The 22,049-nt window shown below is 70.3% G+C and carries 25 protein-coding genes; 14 read left to right on the top strand and 11 right to left on the bottom strand.

The genetic code is table 11. From position 1 onward, the window contains the following. Window positions 1-72 precede the first annotated feature (72 nt). Window positions 73-1,176 carry a branched-chain amino acid aminotransferase gene (locus AB0C38_RS46645; protein ID WP_360687121.1) on the top strand — a complete coding sequence of 368 codons (1,104 nt, stop codon included), beginning with the start codon at window positions 73-75 and terminating at the stop codon, window positions 1,174-1,176. A gap of 70 nt (window positions 1,177-1,246) precedes the next feature. On the opposite strand, the gene cobT is transcribed toward AB0C38_RS46645, so the two are convergent. Then, window positions 1,247-2,323, bottom strand: coding sequence for a nicotinate-nucleotide--dimethylbenzimidazole phosphoribosyltransferase (gene cobT / locus AB0C38_RS46640; protein WP_360687117.1), 1,077 nt, complete (start codon window positions 2,321-2,323; stop codon window positions 1,247-1,249). Window positions 2,324-2,409: 86 nt separating this feature from the next. On the opposite strand from cobT, the gene AB0C38_RS46635 reads away from it, so the two are divergent. Further along, the gene (locus AB0C38_RS46635) at window positions 2,410-3,087 is read left to right on the top strand and encodes an IspD/TarI family cytidylyltransferase (protein WP_360687114.1); all 678 of its coding nucleotides are present in this window, start codon (window positions 2,410-2,412) and stop codon (window positions 3,085-3,087) included. Between the two features lie 12 nt (window positions 3,088-3,099). On the opposite strand, the gene AB0C38_RS46630 is transcribed toward AB0C38_RS46635, so the two are convergent. Then, window positions 3,100-3,552: a hypothetical protein gene (locus tag AB0C38_RS46630; protein ID WP_360687111.1), complete on the bottom strand. Its 453-nt coding sequence runs from the start codon at window positions 3,550-3,552 to the stop codon at window positions 3,100-3,102. A gap of 138 nt (window positions 3,553-3,690) precedes the next feature. Here AB0C38_RS46630 and AB0C38_RS46625 point away from each other — a divergent pair, with 138 nt between their 5' ends. Genes AB0C38_RS46625 through AB0C38_RS46615 form a run of 3 tightly spaced genes read left to right on the top strand, consistent with a single transcriptional unit; the run spans window position 3,691 to window position 5,484 of the window. Beyond that, window positions 3,691-4,440 carry a GntR family transcriptional regulator gene (locus tag AB0C38_RS46625; protein ID WP_360687108.1) on the top strand — a complete coding sequence of 250 codons (750 nt, stop codon included), beginning with the start codon at window positions 3,691-3,693 and terminating at the stop codon, window positions 4,438-4,440. Continuing rightward, entirely contained in the window at window positions 4,437-5,279 is an 843-nt protein-coding gene (locus AB0C38_RS46620; RefSeq protein ID WP_360687105.1) for a phosphoribosylaminoimidazolesuccinocarboxamide synthase, read from the top strand. Before AB0C38_RS46625 ends, AB0C38_RS46620 begins: the two co-directional genes overlap by 4 nt. Next, window positions 5,272-5,484, top strand: coding sequence for a hypothetical protein (locus AB0C38_RS46615; protein WP_360687102.1), 213 nt, complete (start codon window positions 5,272-5,274; stop codon window positions 5,482-5,484). The genes AB0C38_RS46620 and AB0C38_RS46615 overlap by 8 nt, the downstream gene beginning before the upstream one ends. Here AB0C38_RS46615 and AB0C38_RS46610 read toward each other — a convergent pair whose 3' ends face one another. Next, window positions 5,485-6,474, bottom strand: a complete 990-nt coding sequence (locus AB0C38_RS46610; protein WP_360687099.1) for an aldo/keto reductase family protein — start codon at window positions 6,472-6,474, stop codon at window positions 5,485-5,487. 225 nt (window positions 6,475-6,699) lie between these two features. Beyond that, window positions 6,700-7,347 (bottom strand): DUF3043 domain-containing protein, encoded by a 648-nt coding sequence (locus AB0C38_RS46605; RefSeq protein ID WP_360687096.1) that lies wholly within the window; start codon window positions 7,345-7,347, stop codon window positions 6,700-6,702. 146 nt (window positions 7,348-7,493) lie between these two features. On the opposite strand from AB0C38_RS46605, the gene AB0C38_RS46600 reads away from it, so the two are divergent. After that, window positions 7,494-7,871: an iron-sulfur cluster assembly accessory protein gene (locus AB0C38_RS46600; RefSeq protein ID WP_360687093.1), complete on the top strand. Its 378-nt coding sequence runs from the start codon at window positions 7,494-7,496 to the stop codon at window positions 7,869-7,871. Between the two features lie 103 nt (window positions 7,872-7,974). On the opposite strand, the gene AB0C38_RS46595 is transcribed toward AB0C38_RS46600, so the two are convergent. Further along, the gene (locus AB0C38_RS46595) at window positions 7,975-8,145 is read right to left on the bottom strand and encodes a hypothetical protein (protein ID WP_360687090.1); all 171 of its coding nucleotides are present in this window, start codon (window positions 8,143-8,145) and stop codon (window positions 7,975-7,977) included. A 147-nt stretch (window positions 8,146-8,292) separates the two neighbouring features. Here AB0C38_RS46595 and AB0C38_RS46590 point away from each other — a divergent pair, with 147 nt between their 5' ends. Next, window positions 8,293-9,282 carry a carbohydrate kinase family protein gene (locus AB0C38_RS46590; protein ID WP_360687087.1) on the top strand — a complete coding sequence of 330 codons (990 nt, stop codon included), beginning with the start codon at window positions 8,293-8,295 and terminating at the stop codon, window positions 9,280-9,282. A gap of 97 nt (window positions 9,283-9,379) precedes the next feature. On the opposite strand, the gene AB0C38_RS46585 is transcribed toward AB0C38_RS46590, so the two are convergent. Beyond that, on the bottom strand, window positions 9,380-10,042 hold the full coding sequence (locus AB0C38_RS46585; protein ID WP_360687084.1) for an alpha/beta hydrolase: 663 nt from the start codon (window positions 10,040-10,042) through the stop codon (window positions 9,380-9,382). A gap of 7 nt (window positions 10,043-10,049) precedes the next feature. Then, window positions 10,050-11,984: an asparagine synthase (glutamine-hydrolyzing) gene (asnB, locus tag AB0C38_RS46580; RefSeq protein ID WP_360687081.1), complete on the bottom strand. Its 1,935-nt coding sequence runs from the start codon at window positions 11,982-11,984 to the stop codon at window positions 10,050-10,052. Between the two features lie 184 nt (window positions 11,985-12,168). Here asnB and AB0C38_RS46575 point away from each other — a divergent pair, with 184 nt between their 5' ends. Both AB0C38_RS46575 and AB0C38_RS46570 read left to right on the top strand, forming a co-directional pair. Beyond that, complete coding sequence (locus AB0C38_RS46575) at window positions 12,169-13,113, top strand: cytochrome c oxidase subunit II (RefSeq protein WP_360687079.1); 945 nt, start codon at window positions 12,169-12,171, stop codon at window positions 13,111-13,113. A gap of 32 nt (window positions 13,114-13,145) precedes the next feature. Beyond that, window positions 13,146-13,571 carry a cytochrome c oxidase subunit 4 gene (locus AB0C38_RS46570; RefSeq protein WP_360687076.1) on the top strand — a complete coding sequence of 142 codons (426 nt, stop codon included), beginning with the start codon at window positions 13,146-13,148 and terminating at the stop codon, window positions 13,569-13,571. On the opposite strand, the gene AB0C38_RS46565 is transcribed toward AB0C38_RS46570, so the two are convergent. Then, on the bottom strand, window positions 13,519-14,451 hold the full coding sequence (locus AB0C38_RS46565) for a DMT family transporter (RefSeq protein WP_360687073.1): 933 nt from the start codon (window positions 14,449-14,451) through the stop codon (window positions 13,519-13,521). The genes AB0C38_RS46570 and AB0C38_RS46565 overlap by 53 nt on opposite strands. 83 nt (window positions 14,452-14,534) lie before the next feature. Between AB0C38_RS46565 and AB0C38_RS46560 the strand changes: the two genes are divergently transcribed. After that, on the top strand, window positions 14,535-15,488 hold the full coding sequence (locus tag AB0C38_RS46560) for a helix-turn-helix domain-containing protein (RefSeq protein WP_360687181.1): 954 nt from the start codon (window positions 14,535-14,537) through the stop codon (window positions 15,486-15,488). A 100-nt stretch (window positions 15,489-15,588) separates the two neighbouring features. On the opposite strand, the gene trpD is transcribed toward AB0C38_RS46560, so the two are convergent. Genes trpD through AB0C38_RS46545 form a run of 3 tightly spaced genes read right to left on the bottom strand, consistent with a single transcriptional unit; the run spans window position 15,589 to window position 17,512 of the window. After that, complete coding sequence (trpD, locus tag AB0C38_RS46555; RefSeq protein ID WP_360687070.1) at window positions 15,589-16,623, bottom strand: anthranilate phosphoribosyltransferase; 1,035 nt, start codon at window positions 16,621-16,623, stop codon at window positions 15,589-15,591. Between the two features lie 5 nt (window positions 16,624-16,628). Continuing rightward, a complete protein-coding gene (locus tag AB0C38_RS46550) occupies window positions 16,629-17,039 on the bottom strand; it encodes a hypothetical protein (RefSeq protein WP_360687067.1) in 411 nt (136 codons plus the stop codon). 59 nt (window positions 17,040-17,098) lie between these two features. Next, a complete protein-coding gene (locus AB0C38_RS46545; RefSeq protein WP_360687065.1) occupies window positions 17,099-17,512 on the bottom strand; it encodes a hypothetical protein in 414 nt (137 codons plus the stop codon). Between the two features lie 95 nt (window positions 17,513-17,607). Between AB0C38_RS46545 and AB0C38_RS46540 the strand changes: the two genes are divergently transcribed. The 4 genes from AB0C38_RS46540 (at window position 17,608) to AB0C38_RS46525 (ending at window position 21,967) form a co-directional block, all read left to right on the top strand. Then, window positions 17,608-18,231, top strand: coding sequence for a heme-copper oxidase subunit III (locus AB0C38_RS46540; RefSeq protein WP_086681061.1), 624 nt, complete (start codon window positions 17,608-17,610; stop codon window positions 18,229-18,231). Window positions 18,232-18,297: 66 nt separating this feature from the next. After that, entirely contained in the window at window positions 18,298-19,116 is an 819-nt protein-coding gene (locus tag AB0C38_RS46535; RefSeq protein WP_360687062.1) for a c-type cytochrome, read from the top strand. Continuing rightward, complete coding sequence (locus AB0C38_RS46530; protein ID WP_360687059.1) at window positions 19,113-20,279, top strand: ubiquinol-cytochrome c reductase iron-sulfur subunit; 1,167 nt, start codon at window positions 19,113-19,115, stop codon at window positions 20,277-20,279. The genes AB0C38_RS46535 and AB0C38_RS46530 overlap by 4 nt, the downstream gene beginning before the upstream one ends. Beyond that, complete coding sequence (locus AB0C38_RS46525) at window positions 20,276-21,967, top strand: cytochrome bc complex cytochrome b subunit (protein WP_360687056.1); 1,692 nt, start codon at window positions 20,276-20,278, stop codon at window positions 21,965-21,967. The genes AB0C38_RS46530 and AB0C38_RS46525 overlap by 4 nt, the downstream gene beginning before the upstream one ends. The last annotated feature ends 82 nt before the right edge of the window (window positions 21,968-22,049 follow it).

Genomic DNA, 22,049 nt, shown 5'->3' with positions numbered 1-22,049 from the left:
GGAAGGCGTGGGAACGCCGGAACAGTGGGACATCCGACTAACGTGCCTCCGACCAAACGGTATCGTGTAGCCATGACCACCTCGACGCAGTTCGCCCATGTCCCGCACCCGAGTCCTGCGAGCGCGGACCGTGTCGCGGAGGTACTCGAGACGCCCGGTTTCGGGCTGTACTTCACCGACCACATGGTCACCGTCAAGTGGTCGAAGACCGACGGCTGGCACGACGCCCAGGTCGGGCCCTACGCCCCCTTCACCCTCGACCCGGCGACGTCGGTGCTCCACTACGGCCAGGCCATCTTCGAGGGTCTCAAGGCCTACCGCCAGCCGGACGGCTCGATCGCGTCGTTCCGCCCGGACGCCAACGCCGCGCGGTTCCGGCAGTCGGCCGAGCGGCTCGCGATGCCGCAGCTGCCGGAGGAGGTCTTCGTCGAGTCGCTGCGGGAGCTCATCGCCGTCGACGGCCGGTGGGTGCCCACCCGTCCGGGTGATTCGCTCTACCTGCGGCCGTTCATGATCTCGACGTCCACCGGGCTCGGCGTCAACAGCCCGGCCGCCGACTACGTGTACACGGTCATCGCCTCCCCGGCCGGCTCGTACTTCTCCGGCGGCGTGAAGCCGGTGAGCGTCTGGCTGTCGACGGAGTACGTGCGCGCGGCGCCCGGCGGCACCGGCGCGGCGAAGTGCGCCGGCAACTACGCGGCGTCGTTCGTCGCGCAGGCGCAGGCCGTGGAGAAGGGCTGCGACCAGGTCGTCTGGCTCGACGCGGTGGAGCGTCGCTGGGTCGAGGAGATGGGCGGGATGAACCTGTTCTTCGTCTTCGGCTCCGGCGAGAACGCCCGGGTCGTCACCCCGGAGCTGTCCGGCTCGCTGCTGCCCGGCGTCACCCGCAAGTCGCTGCTGCAGCTCGCTCAGCGGCTCGGCTACAAGGTCGAGGAGCGTCGCATCTCCACCGAGGAGTGGGAGAAGGCGTCGGCTTCGGGTGAGCTGACCGAGACGTTCGCGTGCGGCACGGCGGCGGTGATCACCCCGGTCGGGCACGTCAAGCACGCGAACGGCGAGTTCACCATCGCCGACGGGCAGCCGGGCGCGCTGACGATGAAGCTGCGCGAAGAGCTGACGGGGATCCAGGAGGGCACCCGGCCCGACGCCGACCAGTGGATGGTCCCGCTCGGCTGAGGTTCTAAAGCCGTGAAGGGCACCTTCAGGGACTCCAGCTCCCTGAAGGTGCCCTTCACGGCGTTACGGGTCAGGAAGCGGTGGCCGGGATGACCGGGCCGGAGACGCCGGCCTGCTCGTGGGTGGCGGTTTCGGCGAGGACGCGGGCGGCCATCATCAGCAGCGGCAACGCCGTCACCGCGCCGGTGCCTTCGCCGAGGCGGATGTCCAGCTCCAGCAGCGGGCCGAGGTCGAGGTGCTCCAGCGCGAGCGAGTGGGCGGGTTCGGCGGTCCGCTGCCCGGCCACCCACCACCGGCGCGCACCCGGCGCGAGGTCCTCGGCGACGAGCGCCGCGGCGCACGCGACGAGCCCGTCCAGCACCACCGGCGTCCGCCGGACCGCGGCCTGGGCCAGGAACCCGGCCATCGCGGCGATGTCGGCTCCTGCGGTGGTGCGCAGCAGGGCGACCGGGTCGGCCAGGACCGCGCGGGCCCGGCGCAGCGCGTCGCGCACCGCGGTGGCCTTGCGCATCCAGGCGTCGTCGTCGATGCCGGACCCGCGGCCGACCACCGCGACCGGCTCGGTGCCGGTCAGCGCCGCCACCAGGACCGACGCCGGCGTGCTGTTGGCGATCCCGAGGTCGCCCGGGATGAGCAGGTCCGCGCCGCCGTCGACTTCGGCGTCGGCGATCGCGATCCCGGCGCGGATGGCGGCCTTGACCTCGTCGGCGCTCAGCGCGTCCTCGACATCGATGGACCCGGACCCGCGGCGGACCTTGTACTCGCCGATCGAGCGCGTCGCCGGCGCTTCGGTGTCCACGGCCATGTCGACCACGCGGACGCTCGCGCCCGCGGCGGCGGCCAGGACGTTGATCGCGGCGCCGCCGGTCAGCATCGTGCCCAGCAGCTGCGCGGTGACCTCGGCGGGATAGGCCGAGACGCCCTTCGCGGCGATGCCGTGGTCGCCGGCGAACACGATCACGCGCGGCCGGGTGAACGGCCGCGGCGGCGACTGACCCTGGCAGGCCGCGATCCACACGCCCAGCTCCTCGAGCCTGCCCAGCGACCCGGCCGGCTTGACCAGCTTGTCGTGCAGGGCGATCGCGCCGGACCGGGCGTGGTCGTCGGGCGGGGTGATCTCGGGGAACTCGATGTCTTCCGGCTCCACACCAGGCCCTTTCTCGTGCACGGCAGCGTTCGTGACGACGCCGTGGCCAACCTACCGGTGCACCGGCCCCGGTAGTCTCGCGGCTCGTGGAGACGACGGCGGCCGCGGTGGTGCTGGCCAGCGGCGCGGGCACCCGCGTCGGCGCGAAGCTGAACAAGGTCTACCTGCCTCTGGTGGGCCGGCGGGTGGTCGCCTGGTCGCTGGACGCCTTCAAGCGCGTCCCTGGCATCGGCGTCCTCGTGCTGGTGATCCGGCCGCAGGATCGGGAACTCGCCGAAGAAGTCGTCGACGGCACCGTCGAGATCGTGCACGGCGGGGACACGCGCCAGGCGTCCGAGCTCAACGCGCTGCGCCACCTCGCCCCGAGAATCGCAGGCGGCCGGGTCGACGCCGTGCTGCTGCACGACGCGGCCCGGCCGCTGGTCCACCCCGACCTGGTCGGTGCGGTGTTGGCCCGGACACGCGAGGACGGGGGGGCTGTGCCGGGCCTGGCCGCTGACGACATCTTCGGGGTGGATGCCGGGCACCTGGTCGCCCAGGTGCCCGGCGCGATCCGCGTCCAGACGCCTCAGGGCTTCCGGGCCGGACCGCTGCTCGAGGCCTACGAACAGGCCGAACGTGAAGGCTTCTTGGGAACGGACACTTCGTCCTGCATGGAGCGGTTCTCCTCGCTGCCGATCCGCTGGGTCCCGGGGGCTCCCGAGAACCTCAAGATCACCTATCCCCACGACCTCGTGGTCGCGGAGCGGCTGCTCGCCCGCTGAGCCCGGCGAAAGCTAGGCACACGCGGGCGGGCCGCCACCGTTGTCCTCCTCCGGCTCCGTGGTGCTCGTCGGCCGGATCGTGACGACCTGCCGCAGCTCCGGCGGGATGTGGCACTGCGGCTGCGGGCGCAGCGCCTGCAACGGGGCGCCCGGGGTGCCGGGCTCCGAGAGGGTGAGCACCGCCCGCAGCGTCCAGACCGGGGTGGCGTGGTACTGCCAGGTCACCACCCGCGGGCTGAACACGTCGGTGCCCGGGAAAGTCGGTACGCGGTAGGCGCTGGCGCGGTGCTCGTCCCGGAGGATGATGACGTCCGCGCAAGTCGGCCACGTGTGTACCGCGGCGTAGATCTCCGGGGCCTCGCGGCCGCCGAACAGGTGCAGAACCCACTTCCGGCGCCGGAGCTCCTCGAGGAGCTCCTCGAGGCCCGGGCCGTTGGAGCCGCTGTGCGCTGTGGGCGGGGACACACTTTCGAGAGTAACTTGCGTACTAGAGCGCAGTCCAGTGCGTGTACTAGTACACCTGGGTGGTTCTGAACAGGCCTTTGTGTGTCACCCGTCGGCGTGCTAGAACACTTGTGCGTGTTGTCCCCGTGAGGAGCCGCCTTGCCCACCCTCGACCGTCCTGAGCCGCCGTACCTGCAGATCGCGGGCCGGATCCGTGACGACATCCTGTCCGGCCGGTTGCAGGAGGGCGACGCGGTGCCGTCCGCCCGCGAGATCGCGCGTACGTGGGCCGTCGCCATGGCGACGGCCACCAAGGTCCTGGCCACGCTCCGCTCGCAGGGCCTCGTGCGCCCGGTGCGCGGCGTCGGCACGGTCGTCGACCGCGGCGGCCTGCACCGCACGGCCCGCGACCGCACCGCCGCTTCGGCGCGGACGGGCCGCATCTACCCGCCCGGCCACTACGCCGTGATCCGGTCGGCCGGCCTCGAGCAGGCGCCCGAACGCGCCGCGGCCGCGCTGGGCCTGGAGGAGGGCGCCCCGGTGATCCGGCGGCGGCGTACCACCTACGGGCCGGACTCGCGGCCGCTGTCGACGTCGACGTCGTGGTTCGACGGCGCGCTGTCGGCCAAGGCGCCGGCGCTGCTGGTGCCCGAGCGGATCGTCGAGGGCACCTCGGCCCACGCGGCCGCGCGGCTCGGCACGAAGATCGCGACGACGCAGGAACGGCACGCGGCGGGCCGCGCGGGCGACGAGGAGGCGGCCGAGCTGGGCCTGCCCGCCGGGTCGCCGGTGCTGCTGGGCCGGAGCACCTTCCTGGCGGCCGACGGGACGGTCGTCGAGTACGGTGAATCCGCCGCCTTGCCCGACCACTGGGTTTTCTACGAGTACACGACTGAGGACGGCGAATGAAGCACATCCACGCGGGCAAGGTCCGTGATCTGTACGAGCTCGACGGCGGGGACATCCTGCTCGTCGCGTCCGACCGGGTCTCGGTCTACGACGTCTCGCTGCCGACGCCGATCCCGGACAAGGGTGCGCTGCTCAACCAGCTGTCGGCGTGGTGGTTCGACCGGATGTCCGGCGTGGTCCCGAACCACGTCGTGTCGACGACCGACGTCCCGGCGGAGTTCGCCGGGCGCGCGACGCGCTGCAAGCCGCTGAAGATGGTCCAGGTCGAGTGCATCGCGCGCGGCCACCTCGCCGGCCTCGGCCTGCGCGAGTACCAGCGCGACGGCAAGATCTCGGGCGTCTCGCTGCCGCCGGGCCTGGTCGAGGGCGACAAGCTGCCGGAGCCGATCTTCACGCCGACGACGAAGATCTCCGACACCGGCCACGACGAGTTCATGACCTTCGACGAGGTGCTGAACGAGATCGGCGAAGACACCGCGAAGCGGCTTCGCGAGCTGACGCTGGAGATCTACACGAAGGGCGCCGAACACGCGGCCGCCCAGGGCGTGATCATCGCGGACACGAAGCTGGAGTTCGGGTTCGACGCCGACGGCACGCTGACCCTCGGCGACGAGGTCCTGACGTCGGACTCGTCGCGGTTCTGGCCCGCCGACGAGTGGGAGCCGGGCCGCCCCCAGCACGCGTTCGACAAGCAGTTCGTCCGCGACTGGTCGCTGACGACCGGCTGGGACAAGACCCCGCCCGGGCCGGAGATCCCGGCGGAGATCGTCGAGCAGACGCGGCAGCGCTACACCGAGGTCTACGAACGGATCACGGGGGAGACCTGGGTCCGTGGGTGACTGCGACCCGTACCGGCTGATCGACGACGTCGAGACGCTGCTGACCGAGCGCGGCCTGGCGCCGTCGCGCGTGCCCGGGCGCGGAGGCGACCGGCTGGCCGGGGCCAGCCGCCTCCTGCGCGGGTTCGGGCTCGAGCCCCGGATGGCCCCGGAAGACGCGCTCGACCTCGGCGTGCCGTTCCAGGGCCGGATCAACCAGGACTAGCTAGGGGCTCTTCGTCAGGCTCGCGTCGCGCTCGACGACGTCACCGAGGACGTCGTCGATGGCGGTCAGCAGGTCGGCGTCGAGCTTCTTGCCGGCGGCCTTGACGTTCTCGTGCACCTGCTCCGGCCGCGAGGCGCCGATGATCGCCGAGGCGACGTTCGGGTTCTGCAGCACCCACGCGACGGCCAGCTGCGCGAGGCTCAGGTCGGCCTGCTTGGCGAGGGGCTCCAGCTCGGCGACGCGCTTGAGGACGTTCTCGTCGAGGAAGCGGGCGACCATGTTGGCGCCGCCCTTCTCGTCGGTGGCCCGCGAGCCGGCGGGGTAGTCCTGGCCGGGCTTGTACTTGCCGGTGAGGACGCCCTGCGCGATCGGCGACCAGACGATCTGGCTCAGGCCCTCGCGCTCGGAAGCGGGGATGACCTGGTCCTCGATGACGCGCCAGAGCATGTTGTACTGCGGCTGGTTGGAGACGAAGGGGATCTTCAGCTCGCGGGCGAGGGCGGCCCCGCGGCTGATCTGCTCGGCGGTCCACTCCGAGACGCCGACGTAGAGCACCTTGCCCTGGCGGACGAGGTCGGCGAAGGCGAGCATGGTCTCTTCGAGCGGGACGCTCCGGTCGAACCGGTGCGCCTGGTAGAGGTCGACGTAGTCGGTGCCGAGCCGCTCCAGGGAGGCGTTGGCCGACTCCATGATGTGCTTGCGGGACAGGCCCTTGTCGTTGGGGCCCTTGGGGCCGGTGGGCCAGAAGACCTTGGTGAAGATCTCCAGGCTTTCCCGCCGCTGCCCCTTCAGGCCGCGCCCGAGCACGGACTCGGCGGCGGTGTTGGCGTAGACGTCGGCGGTGTCGAAGGTGGTGATGCCGGCGTCGAGGGCGGCTTTGATGCAGGCGTGCGCCTGGTCCTCCTCGACCTGGGAACCGTGGGTGAGCCAGTTCCCGTACGAGATCTCACTGACGTTGAGGCCGCTGCGGCCGAGACGACGAAACTCCATGGCGCCAGCCTAGGCGGTAATCGTTTGCTTTGCTAACGATCCTGGAGTGACTCCAGCCTCGCTCCCCACGCCGGCGAGGTGTCATGAAAGACCCTTTCATCGCCTCCGACGACATGAACGACCCTTTCATGACGTCCGGGCTGCCACCTGCCACGCGCGCTGGGCGGACCCTGGACAGCAAGAAGCCGGGTGGAGGCTCGCTCCACCCGGCTTCTCGAAAACCGCTCAGTTCGGGATCGGGTCCCCCGGCTTGAGGCGCGGCTTCGGCACCCGCAGCCGCCGGATCTGCGAAGCCCGGACGAACGCGTACCAGCCGATCGACCGGCCGCTCACCGCTTCCTTCGGGAACTTCTCCCGCGCCAGCTTCGCGATCTTGCGGCCGTTCACGAAGCCCTCGATCGCCATCACCAGCAGCATCGCCGTGCACAGCAGCGTGATGTACGACTGGACCTGGGGCAGCGGCACCAGCAGCGCCAGGAACACCAGGATCGCCAGCGGCATGAACAGGCCGAGCAGGTTGCGCCGGCTGTCGACCAGGTCGCGGACGTACGCCTTGACCGGCCCGCGGTCGCGCGGGAGCAGGGCCTTGTCGTCGCCCCGCATCATCGCCTCGCGGCGGGCCTTCGCCGCCGCCCGGCGGTCTTCCTTGGTCTGGGGGTTCGCCTTGCGCAGTTCCTTGTTGCGCTTCATCGCCTCACGCATCGACGTGGGCGGCGGCGCTACCGGGCCGCGCCGCTTCGCCTCCGCGTCGCGACGCTTCGGCGTAGCTTTGCCCTTACCGGGCGTGTACGACTTGCCGCTGACGTCGACGGCTTCCGCCGTCTCCGGCTCGTCGGCGGCGGTGTCTGTGGTGCTTCGGCGCAGGAACCTCACCTCACCAGGGTATTGCAGGCGTCACGCCGCCGTTCACCAGGTCGATCGATGTGCGACCATGGTGGGGGAACAGAACGGGCGCTCCGGGTGTTGAAGACGTCAGCACAAGGACTGTCCGCAGTGAGTTCGAACTTAGAGGGAGTGCCATGACGACCGCTGAGCACGCCGGCGCGACGCAGGCCGAGACCGCCGAAGAGACCCATGGCGTCACGCTGACCGCCACCGCGGCTTCGAAGGCGAAGGCCCTGCTCGAGCAGGAGGGCCGCGACGACATGCACCTGCGTATCGCCGTCCAGCCCGGTGGCTGCGCGGGCCTGCGCTACCAGTTGTTCTTCGACGAGCGTTCGCTCGACGGCGACCTGTTCCGCGACTTCGACGGCCTCAAGGTCGCGGTCGACCGGATGAGTGCGCCGTACGTGTCGGAAGCCGTCATCGACTTCGTGGACACGATCGAGAAGCAGGGCTTCACGATCGACAACCCGAACGCCACCGGCTCCTGCGCCTGCGGCGACTCGTTCCACTGAGTCACCGGCACGACTGAATCACCGGTACGACTGAGTCACCAGCGTTACGCAAAGAAGGCCCCGCCCTCCGACCGGAGGCGGGGCCTTCTTCGTCGCTGCCGACCTACACGTAGGCGTCGAGCTCCGCGACCTGGGCGTGGCACACCTCGTCGACCTCCCACGGCTTGGCCGCGGAGCGGGGCAACGGCAGGTTCTCCGCCTGGAGCGTCGCCGGGATGAGCGCGCAGTCGGCGATCAGCTCGGACAGGGTCTCGGGTTCGGTGACGGCGTTCACGATTCGTAACGCTATTGATCCGCTCTCGACTGGAGAAGGAGTACCAGCCGGTAGTGTCGGTGGGGCGTGCGCGAACTACCCGGACGGGTCATGACCCGGGGTAACTTCGCGCCTTTTGCCGTGAGGTCGAGCACAAAGGAGCAGCCGGTGGCAGACAAAGCCAGGATCGCGGTGTCCGGCAGTATCGCGACCGACCACCTCATGCACTTCCCCGGGAGGTTCGCGGAACAGCTGGTCGCGGAGCAGCTGCACCGGGTTTCGCTGAGCTTCCTCGCCGACGACCTCGTGGTCCGGCGCGGCGGCATCGGCGCGAACATCGCCTTCGGTCTCGGGGTGCTCGGCGTGCGGCCGGTGCTCGTGGGCGCCGTGGGTGCCGACTTCGCCGACTACCGGTCCTGGCTGGAGCGGCACGGCGTCGACACGTCCGGCGTGCACGTCTCGGAGGTCGCGCACACGGCGCGGTTCGTCTGCACGACCGACGAGGACCTCTGCCAGATCGCGACGTTCTACGCCGGGGCGATGGCCGAGTCCCGCAACATCGAGCTGCAGCCGATCGCCGAGCGCGCGGGCGAGCTGAGCCTGGTGCTGATCAGCCCGGACGACCCGGAGGGCATGGTCCGCCACGCCGCGGAGTGCCGCCAGCGCGGGTACGAGTTCGCCGTCGACCCGTCGCAGCAGCTGGCCCGGATGAGCGGCGAGCAGGCGCGCGCGTTCGTCGCCGGCGCGAAGTACCTGTTCAGCAACGACTACGAGTGGGAGCTGCTGCTCCAGAAGACCGGCTGGACCGAAGCCGACGTGCTCGACCAGGTCGGCCTGCGGATCACGACACTGGGGGAGAAGGGCGTCGAGATCGTCGGCAAGGACTTCGTCGCCCTGCAGATCGGCGCGGTCCCCGAGCGCGCGAAGGCCGACCCGACGGGCGTCGGCGACGGTTTCCGCGCGGGCTTCCTGGCCGGTCTCGACGGCGGCTTGAACGTCGAGCGCGCGGCCCAGCTCGGCTCGCTGATCGCGGTGCTGGTGCTGGAGACGGTGGGCACCCAGGAGTGGCTGTTCGACCGCGCGGACGCGCTGGCCCGCATCGGCGAAGCCTTCGGCCCGGAGGCGGCCGCGGAGATCTCGGCGGTCCTGCCGGCCTGACCGCAACGCCTTCGACGACCCGGCCCGCTCGAACGCAGTGAATGACTCATTCCTGTCGTCCGACGACAGGAATGAGTCATTCACTGCGCGGCCGACGTCAGCCGCTGGTGAGCAGTGCGGCCAGTTCGGCGGGCCGGGACACGTGCGGGCAGTGCCCCGCGTCCAGCTCGACGGGCTCGACACCCAGCCGTTCGCGCGCCGCGCGGGCCATCCAGTCCGGGCGCAGCGTGCGGTCGGCCGTCGGCACGACCACCGTCGACGGGATTTCCGGGACCGGCCCGGCCGGGTGCGCCGGAAGCGCCGGCGGGTGGAACAGCCGCAGCGTCCCGTGCGCCCAGTCCCGCACGTCCGGCGGGCAGTCGTGGAACAGGAACCGGTCCGCGAGCGCCGGGTCGCGGGTCGGGTCCACGCCGACCCACTCGCGGTGGAACATCGCCTCGACACCCGCCGCGGCCTCCTCGGCGAGGCTCCGGCCGCCCGCGAAGTCGGGGATGTAGGCGCCCACCCACACCAGCCGGGACGCGCCGAGCGCCGCGGCGACCGCGGGCAGCAGCACGCCCGACCCCGAGTGGGCGACCACGACCGGCTCGCGCACGTCCGGCAGCTCCCGCCGGACGGACGCGGCGATGGCCGGCACCGTCGAGGTGTCCGCACCGGACAGCAGGTCGACGGCGAAGACGTGGTGCCCCTTCAGCTCCCGGGCCAGCAGGTCCCAGCCGCGGGGCGTCTGGGTCGTGCCGTGCAGGAGGACGAAGTCCACCTCGCGCTCAGAGCTTGACCGGGTACACCGGCTCCGGGATCTCGGGCTTGATCCGGTGCTCGACGAAGATGCCGTGCCACAGCATGAACACGATCAGCGCCCACAGTTGGCGGCTGCGGTCGAGCTGGCCCGCCTTGTGCTCCTCCAGCAGCGCCAGGATCGCCTTCTTGTCCAGCAGCTCGTCGGTCTTCGAGTCGCTGATGATGCCCTTGGCCCAGTCGTACATCTCGTTGCGCAGCCACAGCCGGATCGGCACCGGGAAGCCGAGCTTGCGGCGGTTCAGCACGTGCGCCGGGATGATCTTGGCCAGCGCCTGGCGCAGCGCGTACTTCGTCGTGCCGTGCGCCAGCTTCTGGTCCAGGGGGATCGACGCCGCGACCTTGAACACCTCGGCGTCCAGGAACGGCACCCGCAGCTCGAGCGAGTTCGCCATGGTGACCTTGTCGGCCTTGACGAGGATGTCGCCGCGCAGCCACGTGTAGAGGTCGACGTGCTGCATGCGGGCGACCGGGTCCCAGCCGCGCGAGACGTCGTACCAAGGCGCCGTGACGTCCTTGAAGCCGATGCCTTCCTGGTACGTCTTCAGCACGTTGCGCAGCTGGTCGTCGCGGAAGTTGCGGGCGTTGCCGTAGTAGCGGTCCTCCAGCGGCAGCGCGCCGCGGCGCAACAGGTCCTTGCCGCGGGTGCCCTCCGGGATCTTCGTCGACACCTTGCCGATCAGCTTCCGCATGCCGCCCGGGATCTTCTCGAACGGCGCGAGCGAGATCGGCTCGTTGTAGATCGTGTAGCCGCCGAACAGCTCGTCCGCGCCTTCGCCGGACAGCACCGCCTTGACGTGCTTGCGGGCCTCGCGGGCGATGAACCACAGCGGCACGAGCGCCGGGTCGGCCACCGGGTCGTCGAGGTACCAGACGATGAGCGGCAGCACCTCCATCATCTCGTCCGCGGTCACCGTGCGGACGACGTGCTTGACGCCGATCGCGGCGGCCGACTCGGCGGCGACGTCGACCTCGGAGTAGCCCTCGCGCTCGAACCCGGTGGTGAACGCGATCAGGTTCGGGTTGTGCTCCTTGGCCAGCGTGGCGGTGGCGGTGGAGTCGATGCCGCCGGACAGGAAGGCGCCGACGGTGACGTCCGGGTCGGAGATCATGTGCTTGCCGACCGAGTCGCGCATCACATCGGCGATGCGCTCGTACAGCGCCTCGGCCTCGGCCGGCCCGTTGACCGGCTTCGTGGCGAACTGCGGGTGGAAGTAGCGGGTGAACTCCACCTCACCGCCGGGCACGACCTCGAACGACGTCCCGGACTCGACCCGGCGGATGCCCTTGTGCAGCGACTCGGGCTCGGGCACGTACTGCAGGACCAGGTAGTGCTGCAGCGCCGTGCGGTCCAGTTCCTGCGCGACGCCGAGGGTGTCCGACAGCTCCAGCAGGCTCTTCTTCTCGCTGGAGAACGCCACGCCGCCGGGGCCGGCCGAGTAGAACAGCGGCTTGATGCCGAACGGGTCGCGCGCGCCGAAGACGCGCTTCTCCTGGGAGTCCCAGATCATGAAGGCGAACATCCCGCGCAGCCGCTTGACCCAGTCGGCGCCCAGGTAGTGGAAGCCGGCGACGATGGCCTCGCCGTCGCCCTCGGTCTCGAACTTCGCGCCGTGCTTCTCGGCGAGCTCCGCGCGCAGCTCCAGGTAGTTGTAGATCTCGCCGTTGAAGTTCATCGTGTAGCGGCCCGGCGCCTCCGGCGGCCCCCAGACCAGTGGCTGGTGGGCGTGCTCGACGTCGATGAAGGCGAGCCGGTTGAAGCCGTAGACGACCTCGGCGTCGGCCCAGGTGTCCTGCTCGTCGGGGCCGCGGTGGCGCTGGCAGCGCATGGCCGCGCCGACGGCGTCACGCGCGTTCGCGGCGCCGGTCTCGGTCGCGCAGATCAGTCCAAGCAGGCCGCACACGGGTACTCACACACCTTCAGGGTCTTCGTGGGGCTGGGGAGCGCCCAGTATGCCGGGCGGGCCGTGGCGAGGACCACGCGCGTCGAGAGTTACCCCTTGGTCAGCGCGGAGCGCCAACTCGGCTAGGCTCCGGCCTGTCACAAAGATCTGTCGTAGGAGGCTCTGGGTGAAAGGGCGAGGCGCAGTGGGACAACCCAAGCGCACCCTGGGGAAGCGGACCGTGCGCGTCGCCGCGCTGGCCGTGCTGGTCGCGCTGACCGCGACGGGCTGCTCCGGCGACGAGATCCTGCGCTTCGGCTGGCCCGTGGGTGTCACCGAGCAGGCGAACGAGATGCGCACCCTCTGGACCTGGACCGTGGTCGCGGCGCTGGTCGTCGGGGCCATCGTGTGGGCGCTGATCTTCTGGACCGCGGCGTTCCACCGCAAGAAGAAGACGGTCGACGGCGAGCCGGAGGAGCTGCCCCGGCAGTTCCAGTACAACATCCCGCTCGAGCTGTTCACGGTCGTCGTCCCGACGATCATGGTCTGCGTCCTGTTCTTCTTCACCGCGACGACGGAGTCGAAGGTCCTGGACAAGATCCCGAACCCGGACGTCAAGGTCCAGGTCGTGGCGTTCCAGTGGAACTGGGAGTTCAAGTACGAGGACTCCAGCGCCGCGAAGCCCGACGGCAGCGGCCAGGTCAGCACGGTCGGCTCGTCCGGCGAGATCCCGCTGCTGGTGCTCCCGGTCGGCAAGACGATCCAGTACGACCTGCTCTCGACCGACGTCATCCACTCCTTCTGGGTGCCCGAGTTCCACTTCAAGCGGGACGTCTTCCCGAACCCGGACAAGAACAACCAGGACAGCTCCTTCCAGAACAAGATCGACCGCGAAGGCTCCTTCGTCGGCCGGTGCGCGGAGCTGTGCGGCACTTACCACTCGGTGATGAACTTCGAGGTCCGCGCGCTGTCGGCGGACAAGTACGACGCGTACATCGCGCTGCGCAAGCAGGTGAACCCGGCCACCGGCCAGACGTTCACCGCGTCCGAGGCGCTTTCGAAGATGAACTGCGGCGAGCTGTGCACCCCGCACGCGGTGACCACCCAGCCGTTCAACACCGACCGCACGGCGCGCTCCGCGTCCAACTGACGCCGCAGTCACACAGGGAGTAGGAAAGACCCATGAAGGCCGAAGCGCGCATCTTCTTCATCGTGGCAGTCTTCGCCGTGATCATGGCGGGCGTGTACTGGGCGTGGGCCGTGCTGGACCCCCGCTTCGGAGGCAAGCCCGAGCCGGTGGGCATCGTCTCGCTGATCCTGACCGGCGGCCTCGCGTTCCTCGCGGGCAGCTACATGCAGTTCGTCTCCCGGCGCATCGAACCGCGCCCGGAAGACCGCGAGGACGCCGAGATCAGCGACGGTGCCGGCGAGCTGGGCTTCTTCAGCCCGGGCAGCTACTGGCCGGTCGCCATGGCGGCCACCGCGGCTCTCGCCGCGCTGGCGCTGGCGTTCTTCCACATCTGGCTGCTCGTCATGGCGCTGGTCGCGCTGCTGATCACGATCGGCGGGCTGGTGTTCGAGTACCACACGGGTCCGTCGCACGACTGACCTTCGGTTCTTTTGGTGACTGGCCGCGGCGCTGAGGACTCAGCGCCGCGGCCAGTACTGCGAGCATCCCCAGTGCCTCCGGCCAGGTCGGGCGGTGGCCGTAGAAGGCGACGTCCACCAGCACGGCGACCACCGGGTACAGGTAGGACAGCAGCGCCACCGTCGTGGTCGGCAGCTTGCCGATGCTCGCGTACATCAGCACGTACATCAGTGCGGTGTGGACAGTGCCCAGCAGCACCAGCCAGAGCAGTTCGCGTGGCGCCGTCGGCAGCGGCGTGACGAGCAGCACGGGCGCCAGCAGGATCGCGCCCACCGTCGTCTGCACGGCCGCGAGCAGATGCGGGCGGATGTGCTTCAGCTGCTTCGCGACGAAGGACGCGCCGGCGTAGAGCAGGGCCGCGCCGAGCGCCAGCCCGATCCCGGCGAGCTGCACGGGCTTGCCGTCCTCACCGTGGGCGGACAGGGAGATCAGGGCCACGCCGCCGAACGCGATCGCGGCCCGGACCAGGTGGCTCTTGGCGACCTTCTCGCCGAGGAACGCCGCCGCCAGGCCGACCAGGATAAGCGGCTGGGTGTGGTAGACGACCGTGCTGACCGAGATCGACGACAGCGCGTAGGACGCGAACAGCAGCACCCAGTTGCCGACGAGGAACAGCCCGCCGAGGACGGCCAGCCCGAGGTCGCGCTTCGAGGGCCGCCAGGCCGGGAGCCAGCCGCGGGCGAGGCACCAGAGCACCAGCAGCGTCCCGCCGACGAAGCAGCGGGCGAAGGCCACGGCGGGGGCGGCCGCGCCACTCTCGAGGACGACGGCGCCGATCGTGCCGGACATCGCCATCGCCGCGGACCACTGCAGCAGCGGGCGGGTTTCGGAGTTCGTCATGGCGTTCAGGTTCGTCTCGCCGGTCGCGGTCGACCAGTGTCAGAGATGACAACGGCCGCAAAACTTGTGACATGCTGGCCGGCATGGACGTCAACCGGGTCGCGGTGGTGCTGGCCGACCACGTTTCGCCGTTCGAGCTGGGCGTCGCGTGCGAGGTCTTCGGCACCGACCGCAGTGCCGACGGCATCGAAGGCTGGGAGTTCGGGGTCTGCTCGCCGGCGGGTGCGTCGGTCTCGAGCTGGTCCGGCTTCGGGCTGACCGGGCTGCGCGGGCTGGACTTCGCGGCGTCGGCGGACCTGCTGATCGTGCCGACGTGCGCGCCCCGGACGGCGCCGCCGCCGTCGCCGGTCCTGGACGTCCTGCGCGAAGCGGCGGCGCGGGGCGCGTGGGTGGCGGGGTTCTGCGCGGGCGTGTTCACGCTGGGCTACGCGGGCCTGCTCGACGGCCGCCGCTGCACGGTCCACTGGGTGTACGAGGCGGAGTTCCGCGCCCGCTTCCCGACGGCGTCCGTGGACACCCAGGCGCTGTACGTGGACGACGGCGGGGTGTTGACGAGCGCGGGCACGGTCGCGGCGGTGGACCTGTGTCTGCACCTGGTCCGGCGGCTGCGCGGCGTCACGGCGGCGACGACGCTGGCGCGCCGGATGGTGGCGGCGCCGTTCCGGGCGGGTGGTCAGGCGCAGTTCGTCCAGGCCCCGGTCCCGAAGGTTTCGGACGACTCGGTGGTGGCGGAGGCGCTGGAGTGGGTGGAGAGGCGGCTGGACCAGCCGTTCACGGTGGCCGAGCTGGCCCGGCGCAGCGGGTTGGGAGAACGAACGTTCCTTCGCCGCTTTTCGGCGGCCACGGGGACGACGCCCCACCGATGGTTGACGGAGCGGCGCCTGGACCGCGCCCAGGCATTGCTGGAGGAGGGACGGCTGTCGGTGGAGGACATCGCGACGGCCTGCGGCTACGGGTCACCGGCCGCCCTGCGGCACCAGTTCACCCGGTTGAGGGGGACGAGCCCATCCTCGTACCGGACGGCCTTCCGCGGCTGACCGAGCGCCCCAATGTGGCCTTCGGTGCGTTCAACGCACCCAAGGCGGCCTTCGGTGCGTTGAACGCAACCAAGGCCACATTGGGGCGCTCGGGCCGTGCTCAGCCGAAGGCGATCCAGCGGTCCAGCAGTGCCGCCGCAGCCCCGGAATCGATGGCCTCGCCCGCCCGCGCCAACCCAGTGCGCAGATCGTCCTCGAGGGACCCGGAGAACCCCGTGAAAGCCGCCAAAGCGGCGGCCGCGTTGATCAGTACCGCGTCCCGGACCGGACCGGGCTTCCCGCCCACCAGCTCCCGGACCACCTCCGCGTTCGCCGCGGCATCGCCACCGCGCAGGTCCGCCGCCGTCGCGCGCGGGATGCCCAGCGCTGCCGGGTCGAACGTCGTCCGCGTCACCGTTCCGTCCGACACCACCCACACGGTCGAGGTGGTCGTCGTCGTGATCTCGTCGAGGCCGTCGTCGCCGCGGACCACCAGCGCACGGGTCCCGCGGCGGGCGAACACCTCCGCCAGCACCGATGTCTTGTCCTCGTACGCGCAGCCGATCAGGGCGCTGCCCGGCTGGGCCGGGTTGGTCAGCGGGCCGAGCAGGTTGAACGTCGTCGGGATGCCGAGCTCGCCGCGGACCGGGCCCGCGTGGCGCAGCGCCGGGTGGAACGCCGATGCCAGGAAGAACCCCACGCCGACCTCGGTGAGGCTGCGCTGGACCTCCTCCGGCGGCAGCGAAATCGTGACGCCGAGCGCCTCCAGGACGTCCGCCGCGCCGGACTTCGACGACGCGCTGCGGTTGCCGTGCTTGGCCACCGGGGCGCCGGCCGCCGCCGTGACGATCGTCGCCATCGTCGAGATGTTCACCGAGTTCGAGCCGTCGCCGCCGGTGCCGACGATGTCGACCGCCGGGCGGTCCAGCTCGACCCGCCGGGCGTGCGCCAGCATCGTCGCCGCCATGCCCGTGATCTCCGAAGGCGTTTCGCCCTTGGCGCGCAACGCCACCGCGAACCCGGCGATCCGGGCCGGGCTCGCCGCGCCGCTCATGATCTGGTCCATCGCCCACGCCGTGTCCTCCTCGGACAGGTCGACGCGTGCGACGAGCTGCTTGAGCAGCGGCGGCCAGGTGCGGGGGACCGGGGTGGTCACCGGGCTCAGCCGTTCACGACGGGGACCCGTCGCGCGCGCAGCACGTCGGCGACGGTCTCCGCGGCGGTCAACGGGTCCAGCGGGTGGACCAGCACGGCGTCCGCCTGCGACCACGTCGCCAGCCACCGGTCGTCCCGGCGCCGCACCGCGACCACGATCGGGGGACAGTCGGCGATTTCGCTCTTCAGCTGCCGGCAGAGGCCGATGCCCCCGGTCGGCTGCGCCTCGCCGTCGAGGATCGCCAGGTCGACGTTCCCCGCGTCCACCTCGGACAGCACGTCCGCGATCCCGTCCGCCTCTACGTAGTCCACGCGGGCCAGATCGGCGGCGGGCCGCCGGCCGACCGCGTTCACGATCGCTTCGCGCACCTCCGCCTTGTGGCTGAACACCAGTACCCGCATCGACCGCTCGCCCATGTGAGGAAGCCTCCCTCTAGTCACCACGTCTCGCCCGATCGTATCGGCCGAGACCGACATCACGCGGGCGCCTCCGGCTGGAGCGCGTCCCAGCCGAGCGCGTCGCCCCCGAGACGCTGCGCCAGACCCGCCATCCGGGACCGTTCCTGGGCGCAGTGCAGCGCGTCGAGCACCTGGACGCGGACGGCGTGCGCCTGGGCCAGGTCGCCTGAAACTCCCTGTTCCCGCAGGTCGTAGCCGTCCTGGGCGAGGATCGACGCGGCTTCGGCGAGCCGGTCCGGCGGCAGGAGCAGGTGGTGCCGCAGGACGGCCGGTGCCGTGCTGACCCAGGTGGGTGAACCGGCGAGGACGGCGGAGTCCGCGACGGCCGGGTCGAAGGCCTCGGCGACGATCTCCAAATCGGGCGAATCAGCGGTCAGACCGGGGCTTTCGTGCTTCTTGACCAGGTCACGCAACCGGTCCAGTAAACCCATGAGTAGCTCTCACCTTCCCGGACATCCGGTGTGATCGGTTACGCAGACGACTTGCCGTGGACCCACCCGGCGGAGCGGCGGCGCGAGAGGACATAATGCGACGCGTGACAACGGCAGCTCCCACCATCAGTCAGCGGGTCCACTCGCTGAACCGGCCGAACATGGTCAGTGTCGGCACCATCGTGTGGCTGTCCAGCGAGCTGATGTTCTTCGCCGGACTGTTCGCGATGTTCTTCACCGTCAAGGCGCAGAACTCCTCCGGCCAGTGGCCGCCGCCCCTGCACGGTGAAGAGTTCCACCTCAACGTGGCGTACGCGATCCCGTTCACGGTGATCCTCGTGCTGTCCTCGCTGACTTGCCAGTTCGGCGTGTTCGCCGCCGAGCGCGGCGACGTCTACGGACTCCGCCGCTGGTACATCATCACGTTGATCATGGGCGCGATCTTCGTCGGCGGCCAGGCCAACGAGTACCACAACCTCGTCGAAGAGGGGATGACGATCCCGTCCGGCCCGTTCGGCACGGTCTTCTACCTCGCGACCGGGTTCCACGGCCTGCACGTCATCGGCGGGCTCATCGCCTTCGTGTACCTGCTCATCCGCACGAAACTGAGCAAGTTCACGCCCGCCCAGGCCACGTCGGCGATCGTCGTGTCCTACTACTGGCACTTCGTCGACATCGTGTGGGTCGGCCTGTTCGGTGTGATCTACCTCCTCCCGTGAGGGCTTCACGCCCAGCCGCCACCACCTTCACCATCGGCCTGAACTGACAGCAAGGGTTGCCGCAAGATGACCACCAGCACCAAAAAGTCGGAGCGCCGCTACCGCGCGCGGTCGAAGCTGCGGAGGCGGTTCGCCGGCCTGCTCGCGCTCGGAATCGCGCTGGTGGGCGCCGGCGCCCTGTACGCCGTGTTCGCCCCGGAGCCGCAGACCGCGCAGGCCCAGGGCACGCCGGCGCAGCTGCGCCTCGGCGAGCAGGTCTACAACAACACCTGCATCGCGTGCCACGGCGCGAACCTCGAGGGCGTGCAGGACCGCGGGCCGAGCCTGATCGGCATCGGCGACGCCGCGGTGTACTTCCAGACCTCCTCGGGCCGCATGCCCGCTTCGCGCCAGGAAGCGCAGATCGAGCGCAAGCCGCCGAAGCTGACCGAGGCCGAGATCGACGCGGTCGGCGCCTACATCCAGGCGCACGGCGGCGGCGCCCAGCGCCCCGCGGAGAAGGGCGAGGCCCTGCGCGGCTCCGACCCGGCCCGCGGTGGCGAGCTGTTCCGCCTCAACTGCGCCTCGTGCCACAACTTCACCGGCCGCGGCGGCGCGCTGTCGGCGGGCAAGTACGCGCCGAACCTGGACCCGGCGAGCGAAGAGCAGATCTACACGGCCATGCTCACCGGCCCCCAGAACATGCCGAAGTTCTCCGACCGGCAGCTGTCGCCGGAGGAGAAGAAGGACATCGTCGCCTACGTGAAGTCGGTGTCCGACGGCAACAATGACCCGGGTGGTAACGGCCTCGGCGGGGTCGGCCCCGCTTCCGAGGGCGTGATCGCCTTCATCGTCGGGATCGCCGCGCTGATCGGCGTGACGTTGTGGATTGGATCGAAGGCATGAGTGCCGAGGGGCCTAAGCCGCCGACGGAGGCGGAGCTGGCGGAGATGGACCGGGACCAGCTGGTCAAGCTGGGCGGCGCGCTCGACGGTGTCGAGATCGTCGAGTACCCGACCCCGTGGCCCGTGGAGGGCACCCGCGCGGAGAAGCGGGCCGAGCGCCTGGTGGCGTTCTGGTTCGGCCTGTCCGCGCTGGCCGGGATCGGGTTCGTCGTCTCGCTCATCTGGTGGCCGTGGCAGTATGAGGCGCCGGACAACGAGAGCGGCCACTTCTGGTACAGCCTCTACACCCCGATGCTCGGTCTCACGCTGGGCCTGGCCATCCTCGGCCTCGGCATCGGCGTGATCCTGTACACGAAGAAGTTCGTGCCCGCCGAGGTCTCGGTGCAGGAGCGGCACGACGGGGACGGCCAGGGTTCGCCCGAGGTCGACCGCGCGACGATCCTCGCGCACCTGGCCGACGCCGGGAGCCGCAGCACCATCGCGCGCCGGTCGCTGGTCAAGCGCTCGGCGATCGCCGGGGCCGGCGCGCTCGGCCTCGCGGCCGCGGCGCTGCCGCTCGCGTCCTTCATCAAGGACCCGTGGAAGGACACCGAGAACCGGGCGTCCCTGTGGCACACCGGCTGGCTGCCGAACTTCCCCGGCGAGAAGGTCTACCTGCGCCGCGACACCGGCAAGCCGCTCGAGGTGGAGCACGGCAAGGAAACCGAGGTCCCGCTGCTCAAGGTCGAGGACCTCGACGCCGGCGCGATGGAGACCGTGTTCCCCTTCCGCGAGTCCGAGCGGAACGACGCCGAGGCACTGGCGGCCGCGCTGACCCGGATCGACAACCCGGTCATGCTGATCCGCCTGCGCCCGACCGACGCCGCCAAGGTGGTCAAGCGGGCCGGCCAGGAGGACTTCAACTTCGGCGACTACTACGCGTACACGAAGATCTGCAGCCACGTCGGCTGCCCGACCTCCCTGTACGAGCAGCGGACCAATCGCATCCTGTGCCCGTGCCACCAGTCGCAGTTCGACGCCCTCCACTACGCCAAGCCGATTTTCGGCCCGGCGACCCGTCCGCTGGCCCAACTACCGATCACGGTGGACGAAGAGGGATACTTGATCGCGCGAGGCGACTTCATCGAGGCCATCGGTCCGGCCTTTTGGGAGCGTAAGTCATGAGTTCACTCACCACGCCGACCAAGGGCTCGAGTGCCGTGGAGCGGCACCTGGGCCAGGCCGCGGACAACGCCGACCAGCGGTACCACGCGGCCAAGGGCCTGCGGCACCAGCTGAACAAGGTGTTCCCGACCCACTGGTCGTTCCTGCTGGGCGAGATCGCGCTCTACAGCTTCATCATCCTGCTGCTCACGGGCGTGTACCTGACGCTGTTCTTCGACCCCTCCATGAAGGAGGTCGTCTACCAGGGCAGCTTCAAGAACATGCAGGGCCTGGAGATGTCGCGGGCCTTCGCCACCACGCTCGACCTGTCGTTCGACGTGCGCGGCGGCCTGTTCATGCGGCAGCTGCACCACTGGGCTGCGCTGATCTTCGTCGCGGCCATGGCCGTGCACATGCTGCGCATCTTCTTCACCGGCGCGTTCCGGCGCCCGCGTGAGGCCAACTGGGTGATCGGTGGCCTGCTGCTGATCCTGGGCTGCTTCGAGGGCTTCTTCGGCTACTCGCTGCCCGACGACCTGCTTTCCGGTACCGGTATCCGCGCGACGCTCTCGGGCATCGTGCTCTCGGTGCCGGTCATGGGCACGTGGATCCACTGGGCGCTGTTCGGCGGGGAGTTCCCCGGCGACCAGATCATCCCGAGGCTGTACACGCTGCACATCCTGCTGCTGCCGGGCATCATGCTCGCCCTGGTCGGGGCGCACCTGGCGCTGGTCTGGTACCAGAAGCACACGCAGTTCCCGGGCGTGCGCCGCAAGGAGACCAACGTCGTCGGCGTCCGGATCATGCCGTACTTCGCGCTGAAGGGCGGGGCGTTCTTCACGCTGGTCGTCGGCGTGCTGGCGCTGATGTCGGGCCTGTTCCAGATCAACCCGGTGTGGAACTTCGGCCCGTACAACCCGGCGCAGGTGTCGGCGGGCTCGCAGCCCGACTGGTACATGGCCTGGGCCGACGGCATGCTCCGGATCTGGCCGGCCTGGGAGGTCTACCTCGGGAACTACACGATCCCGGCGGTGTTCTTCCCCGGCGCGGTCGGCATGCCGATCCTGATCGGCCTGCTGCTGGCCTACCCGTTCCTCGAGCGGAAGCTGTCCAAGGACACCGCGCACCACAACCTGCTCCAGCGGCCCCGGGACGCCCCGGTCCGCACGGCGCTGGGCGCGATGGCGCTGGGCTTCTTCATGGTCATCGAGCTGTCCGGCTTCAACGACATCATCGCCGACAGCTTCGACATCTCCCTGAACGCGACTACGTGGGCGGGCCGCATCGGTGTGCTCGTCGTGCCGCCGGTGGCCTACTACCTGACCTACCGGCTCTGCCTGGGCCTGCAGCGGGCCGACCGCGAGGTGCTGGAGCACGGCGTCGAGACGGGCATCATCAAGCGCCTGCCGCACGGTGAGTTCATCGAGATCCACCAGCCACTGGCCGGCGTCGACAGCCACGGCCACGCGGTGCCGCTCGAGTACCAGGGCGCCTCGGTGCCGAAGAAGATGAACAAGCTGGGCTCGGCCGGTCAGGCCGTGCCGGGCACGTTCTGGTCGCCGGACCCGGCCGAGGAGACCGTCGCGCTGCAGCGGGCCCACGGCAACGGGAACGGCCACGGCAACGGCCACGGCAACGGGCACTCGATCACCCAGGGCGAACCGGGTGAGGTCGAGAGCGTCGAGACCGCCAAGGGCTCGGACCACTAGCCGAACGTGAAGAAGGCCACCACCGGAGTCGCCGGGGGGGGGCTAATTAACGGTCAGGTACGGTCATGGTCGCGCCGGCCCG

Source organism: Amycolatopsis sp. NPDC048633, assembly GCF_040650695.1.
In the GTDB taxonomy this organism is placed as follows: Bacteria; Actinomycetota; Actinomycetes; order Mycobacteriales; family Pseudonocardiaceae; genus Amycolatopsis.
Note: the sequence above shows the minus strand (reverse complement) of the source record. Positions and strands in the feature narration are given on the sequence as shown.

Coding starts and splice junctions, on each gene's coding strand:
- AB0C38_RS46645 (WP_360687121.1), top strand. CDS start 73: ATGACCACCTCGACGCAGTTCGCCCATGTCCCGCACCCGAGTCCTGCG.
- AB0C38_RS46620 (WP_360687105.1), top strand. CDS start 4,437: ATGAAGCACATCCACGCGGGCAAGGTCCGTGATCTGTACGAGCTCGAC.
- AB0C38_RS46610 (WP_360687099.1), bottom strand. CDS start 6,474: ATGGAGTTTCGTCGTCTCGGCCGCAGCGGCCTCAACGTCAGTGAGATC.
- AB0C38_RS46600 (WP_360687093.1), top strand. CDS start 7,494: ATGACGACCGCTGAGCACGCCGGCGCGACGCAGGCCGAGACCGCCGAA.
- AB0C38_RS46570 (WP_360687076.1), top strand. CDS start 13,146: ATGAAGGCCGAAGCGCGCATCTTCTTCATCGTGGCAGTCTTCGCCGTG.
- AB0C38_RS46565 (WP_360687073.1), bottom strand. CDS start 14,451: ATGACGAACTCCGAAACCCGCCCGCTGCTGCAGTGGTCCGCGGCGATG.
- AB0C38_RS46560 (WP_360687181.1), top strand. CDS start 14,535: ATGGACGTCAACCGGGTCGCGGTGGTGCTGGCCGACCACGTTTCGCCG.
- AB0C38_RS46550 (WP_360687067.1), bottom strand. CDS start 17,039: ATGGGCGAGCGGTCGATGCGGGTACTGGTGTTCAGCCACAAGGCGGAG.
- AB0C38_RS46545 (WP_360687065.1), bottom strand. CDS start 17,512: ATGGGTTTACTGGACCGGTTGCGTGACCTGGTCAAGAAGCACGAAAGC.
- AB0C38_RS46540 (WP_086681061.1), top strand. CDS start 17,608: ATGCGACGCGTGACAACGGCAGCTCCCACCATCAGTCAGCGGGTCCAC.
- AB0C38_RS46535 (WP_360687062.1), top strand. CDS start 18,298: ATGACCACCAGCACCAAAAAGTCGGAGCGCCGCTACCGCGCGCGGTCG.
- AB0C38_RS46530 (WP_360687059.1), top strand. CDS start 19,113: ATGAGTGCCGAGGGGCCTAAGCCGCCGACGGAGGCGGAGCTGGCGGAG.
- AB0C38_RS46525 (WP_360687056.1), top strand. CDS start 20,276: ATGAGTTCACTCACCACGCCGACCAAGGGCTCGAGTGCCGTGGAGCGG.